13 protein-coding genes, 1 tRNA gene and 1 pseudogene are annotated in these 18748 nt (G+C 63.9%); all 15 read right to left on the bottom strand.

What is annotated here, in order from left to right; genetic code table 11:
• Positions 1 to 25: 25 nt before the first annotated feature.
• Complete coding sequence (locus tag GPT34_RS16650; RefSeq protein WP_291014869.1) at positions 26 to 2275, bottom strand: ATP-binding protein; 2250 nt, start codon at positions 2273 to 2275, stop codon at positions 26 to 28.
• A gap of 7 nt (positions 2276 to 2282) precedes the next feature.
• Entirely contained in the window at positions 2283 to 2933 is a 651-nt protein-coding gene (locus tag GPT34_RS16655; RefSeq protein WP_291014871.1) for a DUF4390 domain-containing protein, read from the bottom strand.
• A gap of 52 nt (positions 2934 to 2985) precedes the next feature.
• A complete protein-coding gene (gene rsmB / locus GPT34_RS16660) occupies positions 2986 to 4356 on the bottom strand; it encodes a 16S rRNA (cytosine(967)-C(5))-methyltransferase RsmB (protein ID WP_291014874.1) in 1371 nt (456 codons plus the stop codon).
• Between the two features lie 57 nt (positions 4357 to 4413).
• Positions 4414 to 5469: a M48 family metalloprotease gene (locus GPT34_RS16665; RefSeq protein ID WP_291014876.1), complete on the bottom strand. Its 1056-nt coding sequence runs from the start codon at positions 5467 to 5469 to the stop codon at positions 4414 to 4416.
• A gap of 53 nt (positions 5470 to 5522) precedes the next feature.
• Positions 5523 to 6116: a LemA family protein gene (locus GPT34_RS16670; RefSeq protein WP_291014878.1), complete on the bottom strand. Its 594-nt coding sequence runs from the start codon at positions 6114 to 6116 to the stop codon at positions 5523 to 5525.
• Between the two features lie 246 nt (positions 6117 to 6362).
• A complete protein-coding gene (gene rpoC / locus GPT34_RS16675) occupies positions 6363 to 10592 on the bottom strand; it encodes a DNA-directed RNA polymerase subunit beta' (RefSeq protein ID WP_291014881.1) in 4230 nt (1409 codons plus the stop codon).
• 27 nt (positions 10593 to 10619) lie between these two features.
• Positions 10620 to 14744, bottom strand: a complete 4125-nt coding sequence (gene rpoB / locus GPT34_RS16680) for a DNA-directed RNA polymerase subunit beta (RefSeq protein ID WP_291014884.1) — start codon at positions 14742 to 14744, stop codon at positions 10620 to 10622.
• 260 nt (positions 14745 to 15004) lie between these two features.
• On the bottom strand, positions 15005 to 15382 hold the full coding sequence (gene rplL, locus GPT34_RS16685) for a 50S ribosomal protein L7/L12 (RefSeq protein ID WP_291014887.1): 378 nt from the start codon (positions 15380 to 15382) through the stop codon (positions 15005 to 15007).
• A 42-nt stretch (positions 15383 to 15424) separates the two neighbouring features.
• A complete protein-coding gene (rplJ, locus tag GPT34_RS16690) occupies positions 15425 to 15952 on the bottom strand; it encodes a 50S ribosomal protein L10 (RefSeq protein ID WP_291014890.1) in 528 nt (175 codons plus the stop codon).
• A 262-nt stretch (positions 15953 to 16214) separates the two neighbouring features.
• Positions 16215 to 16910 (bottom strand): 50S ribosomal protein L1, encoded by a 696-nt coding sequence (gene rplA / locus GPT34_RS16695; protein ID WP_291014893.1) that lies wholly within the window; start codon positions 16908 to 16910, stop codon positions 16215 to 16217.
• A gap of 1 nt (position 16911) precedes the next feature.
• Entirely contained in the window at positions 16912 to 17343 is a 432-nt protein-coding gene (rplK, locus tag GPT34_RS16700) for a 50S ribosomal protein L11 (RefSeq protein WP_291014896.1), read from the bottom strand.
• 118 nt (positions 17344 to 17461) lie between these two features.
• Positions 17462 to 18037, bottom strand: a complete 576-nt coding sequence (nusG, locus tag GPT34_RS16705; protein WP_291014898.1) for a transcription termination/antitermination protein NusG — start codon at positions 18035 to 18037, stop codon at positions 17462 to 17464.
• A complete protein-coding gene (gene secE, locus GPT34_RS16710) occupies positions 18037 to 18420 on the bottom strand; it encodes a preprotein translocase subunit SecE (RefSeq protein ID WP_291014900.1) in 384 nt (127 codons plus the stop codon). The genes nusG and secE overlap by 1 nt, the downstream gene beginning before the upstream one ends.
• 143 nt (positions 18421 to 18563) lie before the next feature.
• Positions 18564 to 18639 (bottom strand) — tRNA-Trp (locus tag GPT34_RS16715).
• A gap of 28 nt (positions 18640 to 18667) precedes the next feature.
• Positions 18668 to 18748, bottom strand: a pseudogene (locus GPT34_RS16720) (elongation factor Tu); the annotation flags it as partial.

The following is an 18748-nucleotide window of genomic DNA, read 5'->3' on the forward strand; positions in this document are numbered from 1 at the left end:
TTCCTCGTCCCCGCAGTGCTTGTTGTCAAATCGCAACTGCGAATGATAACGACACTTGAGCACCCACCACCTTCCCGTCTTGCACGCGGTTGGTGAGGTCGACGCGGCCACCGTGCTCATCCATGATCTTTTTCACCACGGCAAGGCCCAGGCCGGTGCCTTTGGCCTTGGTGGTCACGTAGGGCTCAAAGGCGCGCTTGAGGATGTGCTCGGCAAAGCCGGGGCCTTCATCGCACACCGAAAGCCGCACCCATTGCCCTGAGTCGGAGCGGCGCGTGCGCAGCAACACGGCGGCATTGGCCTGGCCGGCCATCGCGTCCTGCGCGTTCTGCACCAGGTTGTGCAGGATCTGGCGTACCTGCTGCGGATCGGCCATGGCGCGCGGGCAGGTGTCATCCAGCTCATGGCGTACCGGCACGCTGGCGTTGTCGTAAAGGCTGAGCACGTCCCGCACCAGGCCGTTAATGTCAGTGGGCGCGAGCTGAGCAGCGGGCAGGCGCGCATAGTCGCGGAATTCGTTGACCAGCCGCTTCATGGCGTCCACCTGGTCAACGATGGTGCGCACGGATTTGGTCAGCACCGCCTGCTCGGCCGGCTGCACCTTGCCTTCGAGCTTCATGGCCAAGCGCTCGGCCGAGAGCTGGATGGGAGTGAGCGGGTTCTTGATCTCGTGCGCCAGCCGGCGCGCCACCTCGCCCCAGGCCTGGGCGCGCTGGGCGGCCACCATGTCGGACACGTCGTCAAACACCAGCAGGCGTTCGTTGTTGGGCAGCAGCGCCCCGCGCGCGATCAGCGTAAGGCCTTCGTCAAACGGTGTGTTGCCGGGCGCGCCGAGCTCGAACGACTGCTGCCAGTGGCCGCCTTCGTGCTCGGCGCCTTTGCCCAGAAAGCGCTCGAACTGCTGCGCCACGCCGCGCGCAAACGGCTCTAGGCCAGGCACTTCGGTCAGGGGCTTGCCGATGTGCAGCCCCAGCGGCAGGCGCAGTATGCGCGCCGCCCCGGGATTCACGCTCTCGATGCAGTCGCTGCTGTCGAGCACCACCACGCCGGCGGTGAGGTTGTCTAGGATTGTCTGCAGGTTGTCGCGCGCAGCGTCCACTTGCGCCATGCTGCGCTGCACGGCGCTGCGGGCGTCGGCCAGGTCCTGCGTCATGTGGGCAAAGGTGCGGGTCAGGCCGGCGAGTTCGTCACGCGCGGCCAGCGCCGGTTTTGGCGAGAGGTCGCCGGCGGCCACTTCGCGCATTCCCTCGGCCAGCACCAGCAGCGGGCGCACCAGCTGGTTGCCCAGCAGCACCGCCAGCAGCACCGCGCCGAACACGGCGAGGAACAACGCCAGCGTGAGGGTGCCGATGTACATGCGCTGCAGGCCTTCGCGCGCCAGCGCACGCTCCTGGTACTCGCGGTTGGCCACTTGCACGGCCAGGGCGTCGGCCACCAGAGCAGGCGGCAAACGGGTGGTGACCTGCAGGTAACGAGGCTCGGCGTTGAAGCCGAAGCCGGTAGCGGTGACCAGCGCGATCACCTTGATGCGGGCGCGCCCGGCGTCCAGCGCCGCCTGCGCTTCCTGCGGGTCGGCTTCGTCCAGTCCGTCGATATCGGCGACCACGCGCGCAGCGCGCACCCGGCGCAGCTGCGCCAGGCTGGGCCGGTCGGGGCTGATGTCGAAACGCGATTCGCCCGCGCTGGCCAGCGACTGGCCTGCTGCGTTCCAGAGCACGATATCACTGGCCGCGAGCTGTTCGCGCAGGCGCTCCAGCGCCAGCACCGCCGATGCGCTGGGCTCGCGCGCCAGCGACTCGGCGGCCAGGCGGGTCTTGCTGCTGAGATCGGCGCTGAGGGTATCGAGGGTGGTGCGCCCCAGGTTCAGGCCGGCGGTGAGGGCCGACTCGACCCGCACGTCAAACCAGCTTTCGATCGAGCGCGAGACGAACTGGTAAGACACCGTGTAGATCAGTGCGCCGGGCAGGATACCCACCAACACGATGATGCCAGCCAGCTTGACCAGCAGGCGGCTGCCGAACTTGCCGCGCCGAAAGCGCAGCACCAGCCGCACCGCCAGCCACAGGATGACCAGCCCCAGCACCACCGCCACACCCACGTTCACTCCCACCAGCCAGGCGAAGTTTTGTTCGTAGAGCGCGCGGTTGCGTGTGGCCAGCGTGAGCAGGAACAGCAGCACCATGCCTAGGCCACTCATGAACACCAGCGCTGCAACCACCGCCCAGCGCGTGGACGCGGCCTTTTTGCGAGCGTTGGTGGTGTCGGCGGGGCTCACGTCGATGTCAGCGCCCACTCTCGCTGGCCGATTCTTGAAGCTTGACCTCGTCCGGCGGCGTTGGGGGCGCTGGTGGCGCCTCCGGTTCGATGGTGACAGGCACGTCGAGCCGGCGGCTGAATTCGACCAGCCACTCGGGCTGATTGGCCATGCCGATCTGAAACGGACGCGGCAGCAAGGTGAGGTCGAGCCGGAAAGCCACCTCGACCCGCTGGTCGCCGCCAGCGGCTAGGTGCGACGCATCCGAGATGCGCCAGCGTGAGACGCGACTGACGCCCGCCAGCGCATCGGGCAGGCTGTCGAAATTCTGGTGCAGCGCGTACTGCAGCCCGGCACCGCCGCGCCCGGCCTCCGGGTCGTTGGACACACTCACGCGCCAGCGCCGGGTCAGCGGCTGGTAGATCAGGCGCAGGGTGCGCTGCACACTGGCCAGGCGCTTATCGGTCCAGTACCAGCGGTCGCGGAACACATCGACCTGCCAGACGAAATACAGGGGCACGCCGCGCAAGAGGGCGTCTTCCACCGGTGCGCTGGGGGCGAGCTGCAGCCGGGCCGAGAGGTACAGCCCATCAGCCGAGCGCTGCAGGCCAATCTGCTCGACGGTCGGGTCGGTGGCATGTACTGGCAACCACACACCCAGACACAGCAACCCAGCCACGCCCGCTCGCAGCCCGACCGCCAGCCACCCGGCAGCCGCGCGCGAGAGCGCCTCAGGCCAGAGCCTTGTCGATGCGCGCGTAAAAGAAGCCGTCGTGTCCACCCGGTTCATTGTCGTGGAACCCTGCCGGGTCGCCGACATTTCCCGGCAGCAAATGCCCGGGCGAGGGCCACAAAACCGCGTCGGTGTGGCGCTCAAGGAACGACGCGACCTGGCCCGAGCCCTCGGCGCGGAACACCGAGCAGGTGGCGTAGACCAGCCCACCACCGGGTTTGAGCAGTGGCCAAAGGGCTTCGAGCAGTTGCTGCTGCACCGCAGCGAGCTGGGCCACATCGCTGGCTCGGCGCAGCCAGCGCACATCAGGGTGGCGGCGAACGATGCCCGAGGCGGTGCACGGCGCATCGAGCAGGATGGCGTCAAACGGGCGGCCATCCCACCAGTCGGCGGGGTGTGCCGCGTCGGCCGCGCGCACCTCGGCGTGCAACCGCAGGCGCTGAAGGGTGTCGGTCACGCGGGTGCAGCGCTTCGGGTCCATGTCCAGCGCAAGCAGGTCCAGATCGGCGCGCTCCAGCAGGTGCGCGGTCTTGCCGCCGGGCGCCGCACAGGCATCCAGCACGCGCGCGCCCACCAGCCCGTCTCGCCCGGCCAGCAGCAAAGGCGCAGCCAGCTGGGCGGCGGCGTCCTGTACCGAGCACAGCCCGGAAGCAAATCCCGGCAGGCGATCCACGGGTTGCGGCGTCTCGAGCACCAGTCCGTCGTCGCCAACCACGCGCGTGGGCATGTCCAGGGCCAGCAGGGCCTGCTGGTAGCTCGCCACATCGGTCATGCGCCGGTTGACGCGCAGCGTCATGGGTCCAGGCCGGTTGTTCGCCTGCAAGATCGCCTCCCAGTGGTCCGGGTGGTCGCGTTGCAGCAGTTCCACCCACCAGCGTGGGTGGTTCCAGCGCGCCTCGACATCGGCGCTCACCGACAACATCAGCACGTCGCGTTCGCGCAGCAAGCGGCGCAGGCAGGCGTTTACGAAGGCCGCCGCGCGCTGGGTGCTGCGCTGCTGCTGCACCGCCTCCACCGCCTGGTTGACCACCGTGTGCGGCAGGTAGGGGGCGGCAGTCGTTCCTGGCTCGGTGCCGGGCTCGTCCACCAGCAGGGCCACCGCGCAACACAGCATGGCCTGCACGGCAGGATCGGGCTTGCGCGGGGCCAGCCGGGCCACCAGCGCCCGGGCAGTGCCAAGGCGACGCAACACATGAAAGGTGAGGGCCTGCACGCCAGGGCGCAAGCCAGCCGCCACCTGGGGCAGGATTTCGCTCAGCGAATGGCCTTGCTCCACCGCCAGCACGCAGCGCGCGGTGTGGTGCAGCTGTGTCGCAAGGCTGGGGGCCAGCCGGGGTGCGGCAGCATCAGGGGAGGCAGAAGTGTTCAAAGCGGGCAAGTTCGTCGATGGCGCATGCCTGCGAGTGTCGCTCAGGAGGCGCGCGGCTCAGACCAGCGTCCAGCCTGGTCCAGTGGCGTCCGGCTCAGCCGATGGAGCTGGCGCCGCCACGTCCTGTCTCGCCAAGGGCAGCGGGCCCATGACCCGGCCGTAGATGCGGCGGATGCGCTGCTCCAGCGTGGGGTGCGAGTCAAGCCAGTCGGCCACCGGATCTTCGTGGTCGGAGATCAGCAACATGTGCTGTACGTGCGAGCCGATGCGACGCGACACCAGGCCTTCGCGGCGCTGGCTCAGCACCTTGCGCAGCACGCCACCCAGGCCATCGCGGTTGCGCGTCCATTGCACCGCGCGCGCATCGGCCAGGTACTCGCGCTGGCGCGACACCGCCGCCTGCAGCGCGTGACCCGCCAGCCAGCCCAGCCAGCCCACGCCCATGAGCGCGAGGCCGAGCAACGCAGCCGCCAAGCGCCGGTCGTTGGCTCCGGGCTGGGCCATGTGCTGCCCCATGCGATACAGCATCTCCAGCCCAAACACCATGCCGATCAACCGCATGTTGAGCCGGGTGTCGCCTTCGACGATGTGGCTGAACTCGTGCGCCACCAGGCCTTGCAACTCGTCGCGCGTGAGGTGGTCGATCGCGCCCTGGGTCACGGCCACCACCGCATCGTCAGCCTGCCAGCCCGCGGCAAAGGCGTTGATGCCCGCGTCGCGTGCCATCACCATGGCCAGCGGTCGCTTCAGGCCCGAAGAAATGGCCATCTCGTCGACGATGTTCGCAAAACGCTGTTCGTCGAGGTTGCCTGAGGGCTGCGCCAGCCGCGCGCCCAGCTGCTCGGCCAGGCGCTGACCTCCCCCGCTAGCCAGGCGCGAGGTCTCGACCCACCAGCCTCCCAGCACAAACACCAGCACCACTGCCGTATTCACCGCAATGAAGTGCCTCGGCAACGACAGCTCACCCGGCATCCAGAAGCCCCAGGAGAGGCCCCAGGCCAGCGCCAGCGCCGCGTTGACCAGCAGCACCAGCAGGAGCACAGTCAGCGCAAACACCAGCAGCAGCTTGCGCGTCTCGCCGCGAGCGCTGCGCTGAGACTCGAAGATCAGCATCGACTACACGTCAACATGCGCGGGCGAACATCGCGGGCAAGCAGGTCACGCCCTCAGAACGCCACCTTGACCGGCGCGCGTTCAACTTCGCTGGTGGTGGACGCGAGCATGTCCTGTGGCAAGAACGTGAACAGGCGGGCGATGATCAGCGTTGGGAACTGAGCCGCCGCATCGTTGAACTCGAGCACATGGTCGTTGTAGGCCTGGCGCGCAAAACCGATGCGGTTTTCTGTGCTCGCCAGCTCCTCGCTGAGCTCGCGCATGGTCTGGTCGGCCTTGAGGTCCGGATAGGCCTCGGCCACTGCAAACAATCGCCCCAGGGCGCCCCCCAGCAATTGCTCAGCGCCGGCCAGCGCCCCGAGTGCGCCAGCGTTGAGCGGGCTAGCGGCAGCGCTTTGTTCAGCGGTGCGCGCCTGGTTGCGCGCAGCGATCACCGCTTCCAGCGTTTCGGATTCGTGCGCCAAGTACTTGCGCGCCACCTCGACGAGGTTGGGGATCAGGTCGTAGCGGCGCTTGAGCTGCACGTCGATCTGGCCAAACGCATTCGCGATCGCGTTCTTCAGCCGAACCAGTCGGTTGTAAGCACCCACCGCCCAGAAAAACACCGCCAGGCACAGGGCCAGCATCACCCACAGGGTCACAGACATGGTTTTCTCCTTCTCAATCCTCGATCTATCGACTCTAGCCCAACTAGGGGTGCGAGCCCCGTGAAACAGGACGCGAACCAGCATGAAAAAAGCCCCCGATCAGACGATCGGGGGCTTTTTTGTTTTGAACGGTAACCCGCACGCCGCGCGGCGTGAGGGCTCCGATCCGGCGCAGGGCCGCTCCAAGCCGGATCACTTCCCTCGGAGGGCAGCGACCCGCAAAGCGGCAGCGCGTCGGGGCAAAAGTTACTCCGCCGCTTCGCTCGGGCTGGCGTCGACCTGGTCTGCTTGCTCCGCCTGGTCGGCAGCCAGCGACATCGCGTCGGCTTCGGCGATGGCTCGACGTTCTTCGTCGTCCATCTTCTCCTTGACCTTGCGCGCCTCGTGATATGCCATACCGGTACCGGCCGGGATCAGGCGACCCACGATCACGTTTTCCTTCAGGCCACGCAGCTCGTCGCGCTTGCCCATGATGGCAGCCTCGGTGAGCACGCGGGTGGTTTCCTGGAAGGACGCCGCAGAGATGAACGAGTCGGTCGACAGCGATGCCTTGGTGATGCCCAGCAACACATTGGTGAAGGTCGGCGCGATCTTGCCTTCAGCATGCAAAGCATCAATGGTGTTCAGAATTTCCGAACGCTCCACCTGCTCGCCCTTGATGTAGGACGAATCACCCACCGACTCGACGATCACGCGGCGCAGCATCTGGCGCACGATCACCTCGATGTGCTTGTCGTTGATCTTCACACCCTGCAAGCGGTACACATCCTGGACTTCATCCACGGTGTAGCGCGACAAGGCTTCGATGCCCAGCAAGCGCAGGATGTCCTGCGGATCGGCCGGGCCATCCACCACGCCTTCGCCCTTGTTGACCACCTGGCCTTCGTGCACCAAGATGTTCTTTTCCTTGGGGATGAGGTCGTCCCAGATCTGGCCTTCGGGGTCGGTGATCTGCAGGCGCACCTTGCCTTTGGTCTCCTTGCCGAACGACACGGTGCCGGTCATCTCGGCCAGCTTACCGGCATCCTTGGGCGAACGGGCTTCGAACAACTCGGCCACCCGCGGCAGACCGCCGGTGATGTCGCGCGTCTTCTGGCCTTCGACCGGGATGCGCGCCAGCACATGGCCTGGACCCACGTCCTGGCCGTCGCGCACTTCCAGCAGCGCGCCGATCTGGAAGCCCACCGTCACCGAGTGATCGGTGCCAGGGATCTTCACCTCGTTGCCGGCGGCATCGAGCAGCTTGACCAGCGGACGCACCACCTTGGCAGAGCCGCGGTGCTTGGGGTCGATCACCACCAGCGAGCTCAAGCCGGTCACATCATTGACCTGCTTGGCCACCGTCAGGCCCTCTTCCACGTTCTCGAATTTCACCTGACCGGCGAATTCCGTGATGATGGGTCGGGTCAGCGGATCCCAGTTCGCCAGCACCGCGCCGGCCTTGACGGTCTGGTCAACCTTGACCGCCAGGATCGCGCCGTAGGGCACCTTGTGGCGCTCGCGCTCGCGGCCGATTTCGTCGTGGATGACGATCTCGCCCGAACGCGCAATCACCACCAGCTCGTTTTTGCTGTTGGTCACGTAGCGCATGGTGGCGTTGAAGCCCACCGTGCCAGCCGACTTGGACTCCACGCTGGACGCTACTGCCGCACGCGACGCCGCACCACCGATGTGGAAGGTGCGCATGGTCAGCTGCGTGCCGGGTTCGCCGATGGACTGGGCGGCGATCACGCCGACCGCTTCACCGATGTTCACCATGCCACCGCGGCCGAGGTCGCGGCCATAGCACTTGGCGCAAATACCGAAGCGGGTTTCACAGGTCAGTGCGGTGCGCACCTTCACCTCGTCCACGCCAGCGGCTTCCAGCTCGTCGAGGATGTCTTCGTCCATCATCTCGCCCGCGGGCACCATGACAGCGCGCGTCTCGGGGTGGGTAACCTCTTCGGCCGTCACTCGGCCCAACACGCGGTCGCGCAGCGATTCGATCACCTCGCCCCCCTCAACGATGGCGCGCATCAGCGTGCCGTTGGTGGTGCCACAGTCTTGCTGATTCACCACCAAGTCTTGCGTCACGTCGACCAGGCGGCGGGTCAGGTAGCCCGAGTTCGCGGTCTTCAGTGCCGTGTCGGCCAGGCCTTTTCGAGCGCCGTGGGTGGAGATGAAGTACTGCAACACGTTGAGACCTTCACGGAAGTTCGCCGTGATCGGGGTCTCGATGATGGAGCCATCGGGCTTGGCCATCAGGCCGCGCATACCGGCCAGCTGGCGGATCTGCGCAGCAGAACCGCGAGCACCCGAGTCGGCCATCATGTAGATGGAGTTGAACGACTCCTGGTCCACTTCCTTGCCGTTGGCGTCGATGGTCTTCTGCTTGGCCAGCTGGGCCATCATGACCTTGGAGATCTCGTCGCCCGCCTTGCCCCAAATGTCCACCACCTTGTTGTAGCGCTCGCCAGAGGTCACCAGACCGGAGGCGTACTGCTGGGCAATCTCCTTCACCTCGGCCTCGGCACGACCAATGACGGCCGCCTTCTCTTTCGGCACCAGCATGTCGTCGACCGCGATCGAGATTCCCGAGCGCGTGGCCAGGCGGAAGCCGTACTGCAACAGCTTGTCCGCAAAGACGACGGTCTCTTTGAGGCCGCACTTGCGGAATGAAGCGTTGATCAGGCGCGAGATCTCTTTCTTCTTCAGCGCTTTGTTCATCACCTCAAACGGCAGGCCCTTGGGCAGGATCTCGGAGAGCAAGGCACGGCCAACGGTGGTTTCCAGCAAGGAGGTCGACGAGGTGAACTCGCCGGTTTCCTTGTGCTTGGCCCACTGCGTGAGGCGTACGCTGATCTTGGAGCTGATCTCGACCACGCCGTTGTCCAGCGCGCGCTGCACTTCCAGCACGTCGGCGAAGATCATGCCTTCGCCCTTGCCGTTGATCTTCTCGCGGGTGGCCGAGTACAGACCCAGCACCACGTCTTGCGACGGCACGATGGATGGCTCGCCGGAAGCGGGGAACAGGATGTTGTTCGAGGCCAGCATCAGCGTGCGCGCCTCGACCTGAGCCTCGACCGACAGCGGCACGTGAACGGCCATCTGGTCGCCGTCAAAGTCGGCGTTGAACGCCGCACAGACCAGCGGATGCAGCTGAATCGCCTTGCCTTCGATCAGGATGGGTTCAAACGCCTGGATGCCCAGGCGATGCAGCGTGGGTGCGCGGTTCAGGAGCACTGGGTGCTCTTTGATCACCTCTTCCAGGATGTCCCAGACCACGGGGGTGCCGGCTTCCACTTCCTTCTTCGCGGCCTTGATGGTGGTCGCGATGCCCATGGCTTCCAGGCGAGAGAAGATGAAGGGCTTGAACAGCTCGAGCGCCATCAGCTTGGGCAGGCCGCACTGATGCAGCTTGAGCGTGGGGCCGACCACGATGACCGAGCGGCCCGAGTAATCGACGCGCTTGCCCAGCAAGTTCTGGCGGAAACGGCCACTCTTGCCTTTGATCATGTCCGCCAGCGACTTCAGTGCGCGCTTGTTGGCGCCCGTCATGGCCTTGCCACGGCGACCGTTGTCCAGCAGCGAGTCCACGGCTTCCTGCAGCATGCGCTTCTCGTTGCGCGCGATGATCTCGGGCGCCTTGAGTTCGAGCAGGCGACGCAGGCGGCTGTTGCGGTTGATGACGCGGCGGTACAGGTCGTTCAGATCGGAGGTCGCGAAGCGGCCACCATCCAGCGGCACCAGTGGACGCAGGTCCGGCGGCAGCACGGGCAGCACGTCCAGCACCATCCACTCAGGCTTGATGCCGCTCTTCTTGAAGGCTTCCAACACCTTGAGGCGCTTGGCGTTCTTCTTGATCTTGAGCTCGGAGCCGGTCAGGTCGTTGCGCAGCTTCTCGATCTCGATGTCGAGGTCGATCGCCTGCAGCAGCTCTTTGATGCCCTCAGCGCCCATCTTGGCGATGAATTCGTCACCAAATTCCTTGCGCTTGGCGTCGTAATCGTCCTCGGTCATGATCGCGAATTTCTTCAGCGGGGTCATGCCTGGATCAACGATCACATAGGCTTCGAAGTACAGCACGCGCTCGATGTCGCGCAGCGTCATGTCAAGGATCAGGCCCAGGCGAGACGGCAGCGACTTCAGGAACCAAATATGGGCGCAAGGCGCGGCCAGATCGATATGGCCCATGCGCTCGCGGCGCACCTTTGTCTGGGTGACCTCCACGCCGCACTTCTCGCAGATCACGCCGCGGTGCTTGAGGCGCTTGTACTTGCCGCAAAGGCATTCATAGTCCTTGATGGGACCAAAAATCTTGGCGCAGAACAGGCCGTCACGCTCGGGCTTGAAGGTGCGGTAGTTGATGGTCTCGGGCTTTTTGACTTCGCCAAAAGACCACGAGCGGATTTTTTCCGGCGAAGCCAGACCGATGCGGATGGCATCGAAATGCTCGTCGGGCGTGAACTGCTTGAACAGGTCGAGTAATGATTTCATGGGTTCAATCCTTGTCTTGCCGGCGAATTAGGAGCGTTCCAACTCGATGTCGATACCGAGTGAGCGAATTTCCTTGACCAGCACGTTGAACGACTCGGGCATGCCCGCTTCGATCGAGTGCTCGCCCTTGACGATGCTTTCGTACACCTTGGTGCGGCCCTGCACGTCGTCGGACTTGACGGTGAGCATTTCCTGCAGGATGTATGAGGCGCCGTAGGCTTCCAGCGCCCAGACCTCCATCTCGCCGAAACGTTGACCACCGAACTGAGCCTTGCCGCCCAGCGGCTGCTGGGTGACTAGGGAGTACGGACCGGTGGAGCGGGCATGCATCTTGTCGTCGACCAGGTGGTGCAGCTTCAGGAAGTGCATGTAGCCCACGGTGGTCACGCGTTCAAACGCATCGCCGGTGCGGCCGTCGTACAGCTGCGCCTGGGTGCGGGTGGCGGTGAGGCCTTTTCGAGCCGCGATGTCGTCCGGGTAGGCCAGCTTGAGCATGGTGCGGATTTCGTCTTCCGAGGCACCATCAAACACCGGCGTGGCAAACGGCACGCCGTGCTGCAGGTTGTCGGCCATCTCCAGCACCTCGGCGTCGGACAACGCGGTGAGCGTCTCTTTCTTGCCGGCCTGGTTGTAGACAGTCTCCAGCAGCTCGCGGAATTCGCTCGCCTTGGCTTCGGCCTGCAGCATGTCGCCGATGCGCTGGCCGATGCCTTTGGCGGCCCAGCCCAGGTGCACTTCCAGCACCTGGCCCACGTTCATGCGCGAAGGCACACCCAGCGGGTTGAGCACGATGTCGGCGGGAGTGCCGTCGGCCATGTAGGGCATGTCTTCGACCGGAACGATCTTGGACACGACGCCCTTGTTGCCGTGGCGGCCGGCCATCTTGTCACCGGGCTGCAGGCGGCGCTTGACCGCGAGGTAGACCTTGACCATCTTGAGCACGCCTGCGGGCAACTCATCGCCCTGGGTGAGCTTCTTGCGCTTTTCTTCGAACGCGAGGTCGAAGCTGTGGCGGGTCTGCTCCATGGAGTTCTTGATCGACTCCAGCTGGGCGGCCACATCGTCATCAGCCGGACGGATGTCGAACCAGTGGTACTTCTCGACCTCGGCCAGATAGGCCTTGTCGATCTTCGTGCCTTTGGCCAGCTTCTTGGGGCCACCGTTGGCGACCTTGCCGTTGAGCAGCTTTTCGATGCGGTCGAAAGCATCGGCTTCCACAATGCGCAGCTGGTCGTTCAGGTCCAGGCGGAAGCGCTTGAGCTCGTCGTCGATGATCTGCTGGGCGCGCTTGTCGCGGGTGATGCCCTCGCGGGTGAACACCTGCACGTCAATCACGGTGCCTTGTGAACCCTGGTCCACGCGCAGCGAGGTGTCCTTCACGTCGGACGCCTTCTCGCCAAAAATGGCGCGCAGCAGTTTTTCTTCCGGCGTCAGCGTGGTCTCGCCCTTGGGGGTGACCTTGCCCACCAGCACATCGCCCGGCAGCACTTCAGCGCCCACGTAGATGATGCCGGAGTCGTCCAGGCGGTTGAGCTGCTGCTCGGCCAGGTTGGGAATGTCACGCGTGATTTCTTCGGCGCCCAGCTTGGTGTCGCGCGCCATGACCACGAGCTCTTCGATGTGGATCGAGGTGTAGCGGTCTTCGGAAACCACCTTCTCGGAGATCAGGATCGAATCTTCGAAGTTGTAGCCGTTCCAGGGCATGAAGGCGATCAGCATGTTCTGGCCGATCGAGATCTCGCCCAGGTCGGTCGATGCGCCGTCGGCGATCACGTCCCCCTTGGCCAGCAGATCGCCCTTCTTGACGATGGGGCGCTGGTGGATGTTGGTGTTCTGGTTGGAACGCTGGTACTTGATGAGGTTGTAGATGTCCACGCCCACTTCGCCTGCCATCGCTTCCGCGTCGTTGACGCGGATCACGATGCGGGTGGCATCGACGTAATCGACCACACCACCGCGCTTGGCGGTGACCACGGTGCCGGAGTCGATCGCAGCGACGCGCTCGATACCGGTGCCCACCAGCGGCTTCTCGGGACGCAGCACAGGCACAGCCTGGCGCGACATATTGGCGCCCATCAGTGCGCGGTTGGCGTCGTCGTGCTCCAGGAAGGGCACGAGAGAGGCGGCCACCGACACAATCTGCGCCGGCGACACGTCCATGTACTGGATGGTGTCAGCCGGGGTCAGGATGGATTCACCCTTCTCACGCGCCGAGATCAGGTCACCGGTCAGACGGCCCTCAGCATCGAGCATAGCGTTGGCCTGCGCGATGACGTACTTGCCCTCTTCGATCGCCGACAAGTAGTCGATCTGGTTGGTCACCTTGCCATCGGCCACACGGCGGTACGGCGTTTCAATGAAGCCGTACTCGTTCAAGCGCGCGTACAGCGCCAGCGAGTTGATCAGACCGATGTTGGGACCTTCCGGGGTCTCGATTGGGCAGACACGACCGTAGTGGGTCACGTGCACATCGCGCACCTCGAAGCCAGCGCGTTCGCGGGTCAAACCACCCGGGCCAAGAGCAGACACGCGGCGTTTGTGGGTGATCTCGGCGAGCGGATTGGTCTGGTCCATGAACTGCGACAGCTGCGAGGCACCGAAGAACTCCTTGAGTGCCGCGGAAATCGGCTTGGAGTTGATCAGGTCGTGAGGCATCAGCGGCTCTTGCTCGGCCTGACCCAGGCGCTCTTTCACGGCCTTCTCAATGCGGGCCAGCCCGGTGCGGTACTGGTTTTCGGCCAGTTCGCCCACGCAACGCACGCGGCGATTGCCCAGGTGATCAATATCGTCGACTTCACCGCGACCGTTGCGCAGATCCACCAGGATCTTGACCACGGCCAGGATGTCTTCGTTGGACAGCACCATGGCGCCGGTGGATTCGTCTCGGCCCACGCGGGCGTTGAACTTCATGCGGCCCACGCGCGACAGGTCGTAGGTGTCCGGGTTGTAGAACAGGCGGTGGAACAGGGCCTGCACCGCGTCTTCGGTCGGCGGCTCGCCGGGGCGCATCATGCGGTATATGGCGACACGGGCGGCGAACTCGTCAGCCGTCTCATCCGCGCGCAGCGTCTGCGAGATGTAGGCGCCCTGGTCGAGCTCGTTGGTGTAGAGGCACTGGAGGTCCTGCACGCCCGAGGTGCGCAGCTTCTTCAGCAGCACTTCGGTCAGCTCGTCGTTGGCCTTGGCGATGATTTCACCGGTTTCTTCGTCGACGATGTTGCGCGCCACCACGCGGCCGATCATGAAGTCTTCGGGCACGCTGATGTGCGAGGTGCCGGACTGCTCCATTTCACGGGTGTGGCGCACGGTGATGCGCTTGTCCTTGGCGACCACGACCTTGCCCGACTTGTCGGTGATGTCGAAGCGCGCCACTTCACCACGCAGGCGCTCGGGCACGAAGGCCATCTGCGCGCCGCTGTCCATCAGACGAAAGTGGTCGTTGACGAAGAAGTTGGCCAGGATGGTTTCCGGCGTCAGGCCAATGGCCTTGAGCAGGATGGTGACCGGCATCTTGCGGCGGCGGTCGACGCGGAAGAACAAAACGTCCTTGGGGTCGAATTCGAAGTCGAGCCAGGAGCCGCGGTAAGGAATGATGCGAGCGGAAAACAGCAGCTTGCCAGAGCTGTGCGTCTTGCCCTTGTCGTGCTCGAAGAACACGCCAGGCGAACGGTGCAGCTGAGACACGATCACGCGCTCGGTGCCGTTGATGATGAACGAGCCCTTGTCGGTCATGAGCGGCACTTCGCCCATGTAGACCTCTTGCTCTTTCACTTCCTTGACCACCTTGGACTGGTTGGTCGAGGACTCGCGGTCGTAAATGATGAGCTGCACGCGGGCGCGCACGGCCGAGGCAAACGTCAGTCCACGGGTCTGGCACTCGCGCACGTCGAATGCAGGTTTCGCGAGGTTGTACTCGACGAACTTCATTTCCACAAAACCGTTGTGCGACACGATGGGGAAGGCGGCCTCGAACGCGGCCTGCAGGCCCTCGTTGCTGCGTTTTTTGGGCGGCAGGTCGGCTTGCAGGAAGGCGGTGTACGCGTCCTTCTGCATTTGCAACAGGTATGGAATCGTGAGCACGTTTTCACGCGTGCCAAAACTCTTGCGGATGCGCTTGCGCTCGGTATAGGAATACTGGGATGCTGATGCCATGAGATCTCCGGCTTGAGGTCTGCGGCGACTGTCTGGCCAATCGGGTGGGCGCACCCGGTGACATGCTTGGTGGGTTGGCCTCTACCAACCTTGGCGGACGGCCTGTGCATTGCACACAGGCCCGAACCAAGTCGTCTTCTGCAGTCGGGGTCAGAAGACACTCAGCAGGGCGGTCCGCGGACCACGCTGCTGGGTGTGCTCTGAAAGCACTAAAGGCTGGAGGCTCTATCCGAGCACTCCAGCCCCTGAAACCGGGCAGATTACTTCAGCTCGGCTTTCGCGCCAGCGTCGAGCAGCTTCTTCACAGCAGCGTCGGCGTCGGCCTTGGCCACGGCTTCTTTCACGTTCTTCGGTGCGCCATCGACCAGGTCCTTGGCTTCTTTCAGGCCCAGACCGGTGATTTCGCGAACGGCCTTGATGACCGAGACCTTGTTGGCGCCGGCCTCGAGCAGCACGACGTTGAATTCGGTCTTCTCTTCGGCTGCGGCGGCAGCACCACCACCGCCACCGGCTGCCGGTGCGGCCATAGCGGCTGCGCTCACGCCAAACTTCTCTTCGATGGCTTTCACCAGGTCGTTGAGTTCCATGACCGTCATGCTGTCCAGCGAGGTCAGAAATGCGTCTTTATCGAATGCCATTTTGATTTCCTAACAATTGGTTGAAACAAGCTCGCTGCGCCTTCAGGCGGCAGCGGGCTCCTCGGCTGCCGCTGGGGCAGCGCCTTCGCCTTTTTTCGCCGCCAGCGCACCCAGCACCACGGCGGTGCGGGAGATCGGCGACATCAACAAGCCACACAGCTGGGCCAACAGCACTTCCTTGGATGGAATGCTGGCCAGCTGCTTCACGCCCTCGACGTCCAGGACTTTGCCACCGTAGACACCACCGCGAATCACCAGCTTGTCGTTGGTTTTCGCGAATTCCGCCACCACTTTCGCGGCGGCCACGGCGTCTTCGGAGAAGCCATAGATCAGCGGCCCGGTCATCTGGTCAGCGCCCACTTCAAACGAGCTGCCAGCCACAGCGCGGCGTGCCAGGGTGTTTTTCAACACGCTCAGGGTCACACCGCTGCTGCGTGCTGTCACGCGCAGTTTGTCCATGTTCGCAACCGTGATGCCACGGTACTCCGCCATCACGAGCGTTTGAGCTTTAGCGGCGAGGCTGGTCACTTCGGAAATGACCGCTTCTTTCTCACTGCGATTCAGACTCAAGGTCTACTCCTTCAAAATGCTTTTGGCCCAAGGCCTCCAGCACGCTTCATTGCAGCGACCAACTGTTTCGAAACCCTTGTTTCTTCTGCAGCGGGATCGCCATCTGCGCTGGCTTGTCACCATTAAGTCGCAGAACCCGAAGGCCCATTGACACCAGCGGTCTTGGATGACCCCCCGAAACCGGCTTGAATACCTGATCCGCGGACCCACCACATCCGGGCAACCACACCTTGCGGTACGACGCCCGAATTCTTCCAGGCCTTCAGGCCGAAATGCTTTGCGTGTCGACGCGGACGCCCACACCCATGGTCGACGACACGGCCACCTTGCGCAGGTACACACCCTTGCTGGTGGCCGGCTTGGCCTTGTTCAGAGCGTCCAGCAGAGCGACCAGGTTGCCCTGGAGCTTGTCGCTGTCGAACGAGCGGCGGCCGATCGTGCCGTGCACGATACCGGCCTTGTCGACGCGGAACTGCACCTGACCGGCCTTGGCGTTGCGCACGGCCTGGGCCACATCGGGCGTCACCGTGCCCACCTTGGGGTTGGGCATCAGGCCGCGTGGACCCAGGATCTGGCCCAGGGTACCCACGACGCGCATGGCATCGGGCGAGGCGATCACGACATCGAAGTCCATCTTGCCGGCCTTGACGTCGGCAGCCAGGTCGTCCATGCCGACCACGTCGGCGCCAGCGGCCTTGGCTTCGTCAGCCTTGGCGCCCTGGGCGAAGACGGCCACGCGCTTGGTCTTGCCGGTGCCGTTGGGCATAACGACAGCACCACGCACCACCTGGTCGGATTTCTTGGCGTCCACGCCGAGCTGCACCGCCACGTCGATGGATTCATCGAACTTGGCGTTGGCGCATTCCTTGATGATGGCCAGGGCTTCACCCAGCGGGTACAGCTTGTTGCTGTCGACCTTGCCTTCAAAGACTTTCTGTTTTTTGGTCAGCTTGGCCATGTCACACGCCCTCCACAATCACGCCCATCGAGCGGGCCGAGCCGGCGATGGTGCGCACAGCGGCATCCATGTCGGCAGCGGTCATGTCTTTCATCTTGGTCTTGCAGATTTCCTCGAGCTGAGCCCGGGTGATTTTGCCGACCTTGTTCTTGTTGGGCACCGAAGAGCCTTTGTCGAGCTTGATGGCCTTCTTGATCATGTAGGTCGCGGGAGGCGTACCCATCTTGAAGGTGAAACTCTTGTCAGCAAACGCGGTGATGGTCACCGGAATGGGCATGCCCGGTTCGAGACCCTGGGTCTGGGCGTTGAACGCCTTGCAGAACTCCATGATGTTCAAGCCGCGCTGACCCAGCGCCGGGCCGATCGGGGGAGAGGGGTTGGCCTTACCAGCTGGCACTTGCAGCTTGATGAAGCCGACGATTTTTTTCGCCATGAGTTAGCTCCTGCGAGTGCAGACGGCTGCCATTTGGACAACCTCCTCGCGGTTGGGGACCCGGTTCAGAAACAGATGGCGCAGGCAGCGGGTCGACCCGCCTGCGTCACGATGAAGGTCAGGCCTTTTCGACCTGACCAAATTCGAGTTCAACGGGCGTGGCACGACCAAAAATGGTCACCGACACCCGCATCTTGCTTTTCTCGTAGTTGACTTCCTCGACCGTACCGTTGAAGTCGGTGAACGGACCTTCCTTGACGCGGACGTATTCACCCACGACAAACTCGACCTTGTGGCGTGGCTTGTCCGTGCCTTCCTGCATCTGGTCGACGATCTTCTGGACATCGTCCTCGGAGATCGGCGCCGGGCGGTTCTTGGCGCCGCCGACAAAGCCCGTGACCTTGTTGGTGTGTTTCACCAGGTGCCAGGTGTCATCGTCCATCACCATTTCCACCAGCACGTAGCCAGGGAAAAACTTGCGCTCGGTGGTGCGCTTCTGGCCGTTCTTGACCTCAACCACCTCTTCGGTCGGCACCAGGATGCGTCCGAACTTGTCTTGCATGCCGGCGCGGTTGATGCGCTCGATGATGTTGCGTTCGGCCGCCTTCTCCATGCCGGAGTAGGCGTGCACGACATACCAGCGCATGCCTTCGGCAGCCACGCCGTCGGTCACTGGGCTCTGATGGTCACTCATTATTTTCTCCAGCCCAGGACGAGGTCAAACAGGACCCATTCCAGGGTCTTGTCGGTCAACCACAAAAACAGCGCCATCACAAACACGAAGGCAAACACGTAGGCAGTCATCTGGATCGCTTCTTTGCGCGCCGGCCAGACCACCTTCTTGGTTTCTCGCCAAGAGTCGCGGGCAAACGCGATCAACTGACGGCCGGGCTCGGACACAGCAAAGGCGATGATGGCGGCCAAGATGCCACCCAGCAACACGCCCACGCGCACCAGCGACCCCTGGCTCGCCAGCAGGTAATAGCCGACAAAACCTGCGACCAGCAGCAGCACGGCGGCAGCCAGCTTGGCCTTGTCGGCGCTGCTGTTGACGGTTTGTACTTCGGAGGTGGCCATGAATTTCCAGACAATGCTTGACAAAAAGCGCGCCATCGAAGCCCTGCGGCTCGAGACACGCAAGCCCACCAGAGGTCTTGACGACTTCGGCGGGCTTGAAAACCACCCCAGGGCGGGATCAGATCCCGGCGATTCCCATCAGGTGGCAGGGGCAGTAGGAATCGAACCTACAACCTTCGGTTTTGGAGACCGACGCTCTGCCAATTGAGCTATACCCCTACTGGCTTATGCCCTCAGCGGGAAGCGATTACGCAATGATTTTGGCCACGACGCCGGCGCCGACGGTGCGACCGCCCTCGCGGATGGCAAAGCGCAGGCCTTCTTCCAT

The organism is Hydrogenophaga sp. (genome assembly GCF_011390835.1).
GTDB lineage: Bacteria > Pseudomonadota > Gammaproteobacteria > Burkholderiales > Burkholderiaceae_C > Hydrogenophaga.

Bases quoted from the DNA above. Each gene is read 5' to 3' on its own strand.
- secE (WP_291014900.1), bottom strand. From the start codon at position 18,420: ATGGCCACCTCCGAAGTACAAACCGTCAACAGCAGCGCCGACAAGGCC.
- GPT34_RS16665 (WP_291014876.1), bottom strand. From the start codon at position 5,469: ATGCTGATCTTCGAGTCTCAGCGCAGCGCTCGCGGCGAGACGCGCAAG.
- rplL (WP_291014887.1), bottom strand. From the start codon at position 15,382: ATGGCATTCGATAAAGACGCATTTCTGACCTCGCTGGACAGCATGACG.
- rpoB (WP_291014884.1), bottom strand. From the start codon at position 14,744: ATGGCATCAGCATCCCAGTATTCCTATACCGAGCGCAAGCGCATCCGC.
- nusG (WP_291014898.1), bottom strand. From the start codon at position 18,037: ATGAGTGACCATCAGAGCCCAGTGACCGACGGCGTGGCTGCCGAAGGC.
- GPT34_RS16670 (WP_291014878.1), bottom strand. From the start codon at position 6,116: ATGTCTGTGACCCTGTGGGTGATGCTGGCCCTGTGCCTGGCGGTGTTT.
- rplA (WP_291014893.1), bottom strand. From the start codon at position 16,910: ATGGCCAAGCTGACCAAAAAACAGAAAGTCTTTGAAGGCAAGGTCGAC.
- rplK (WP_291014896.1), bottom strand. From the start codon at position 17,343: ATGGCGAAAAAAATCGTCGGCTTCATCAAGCTGCAAGTGCCAGCTGGT.
- rpoC (WP_291014881.1), bottom strand. From the start codon at position 10,592: ATGAAATCATTACTCGACCTGTTCAAGCAGTTCACGCCCGACGAGCAT.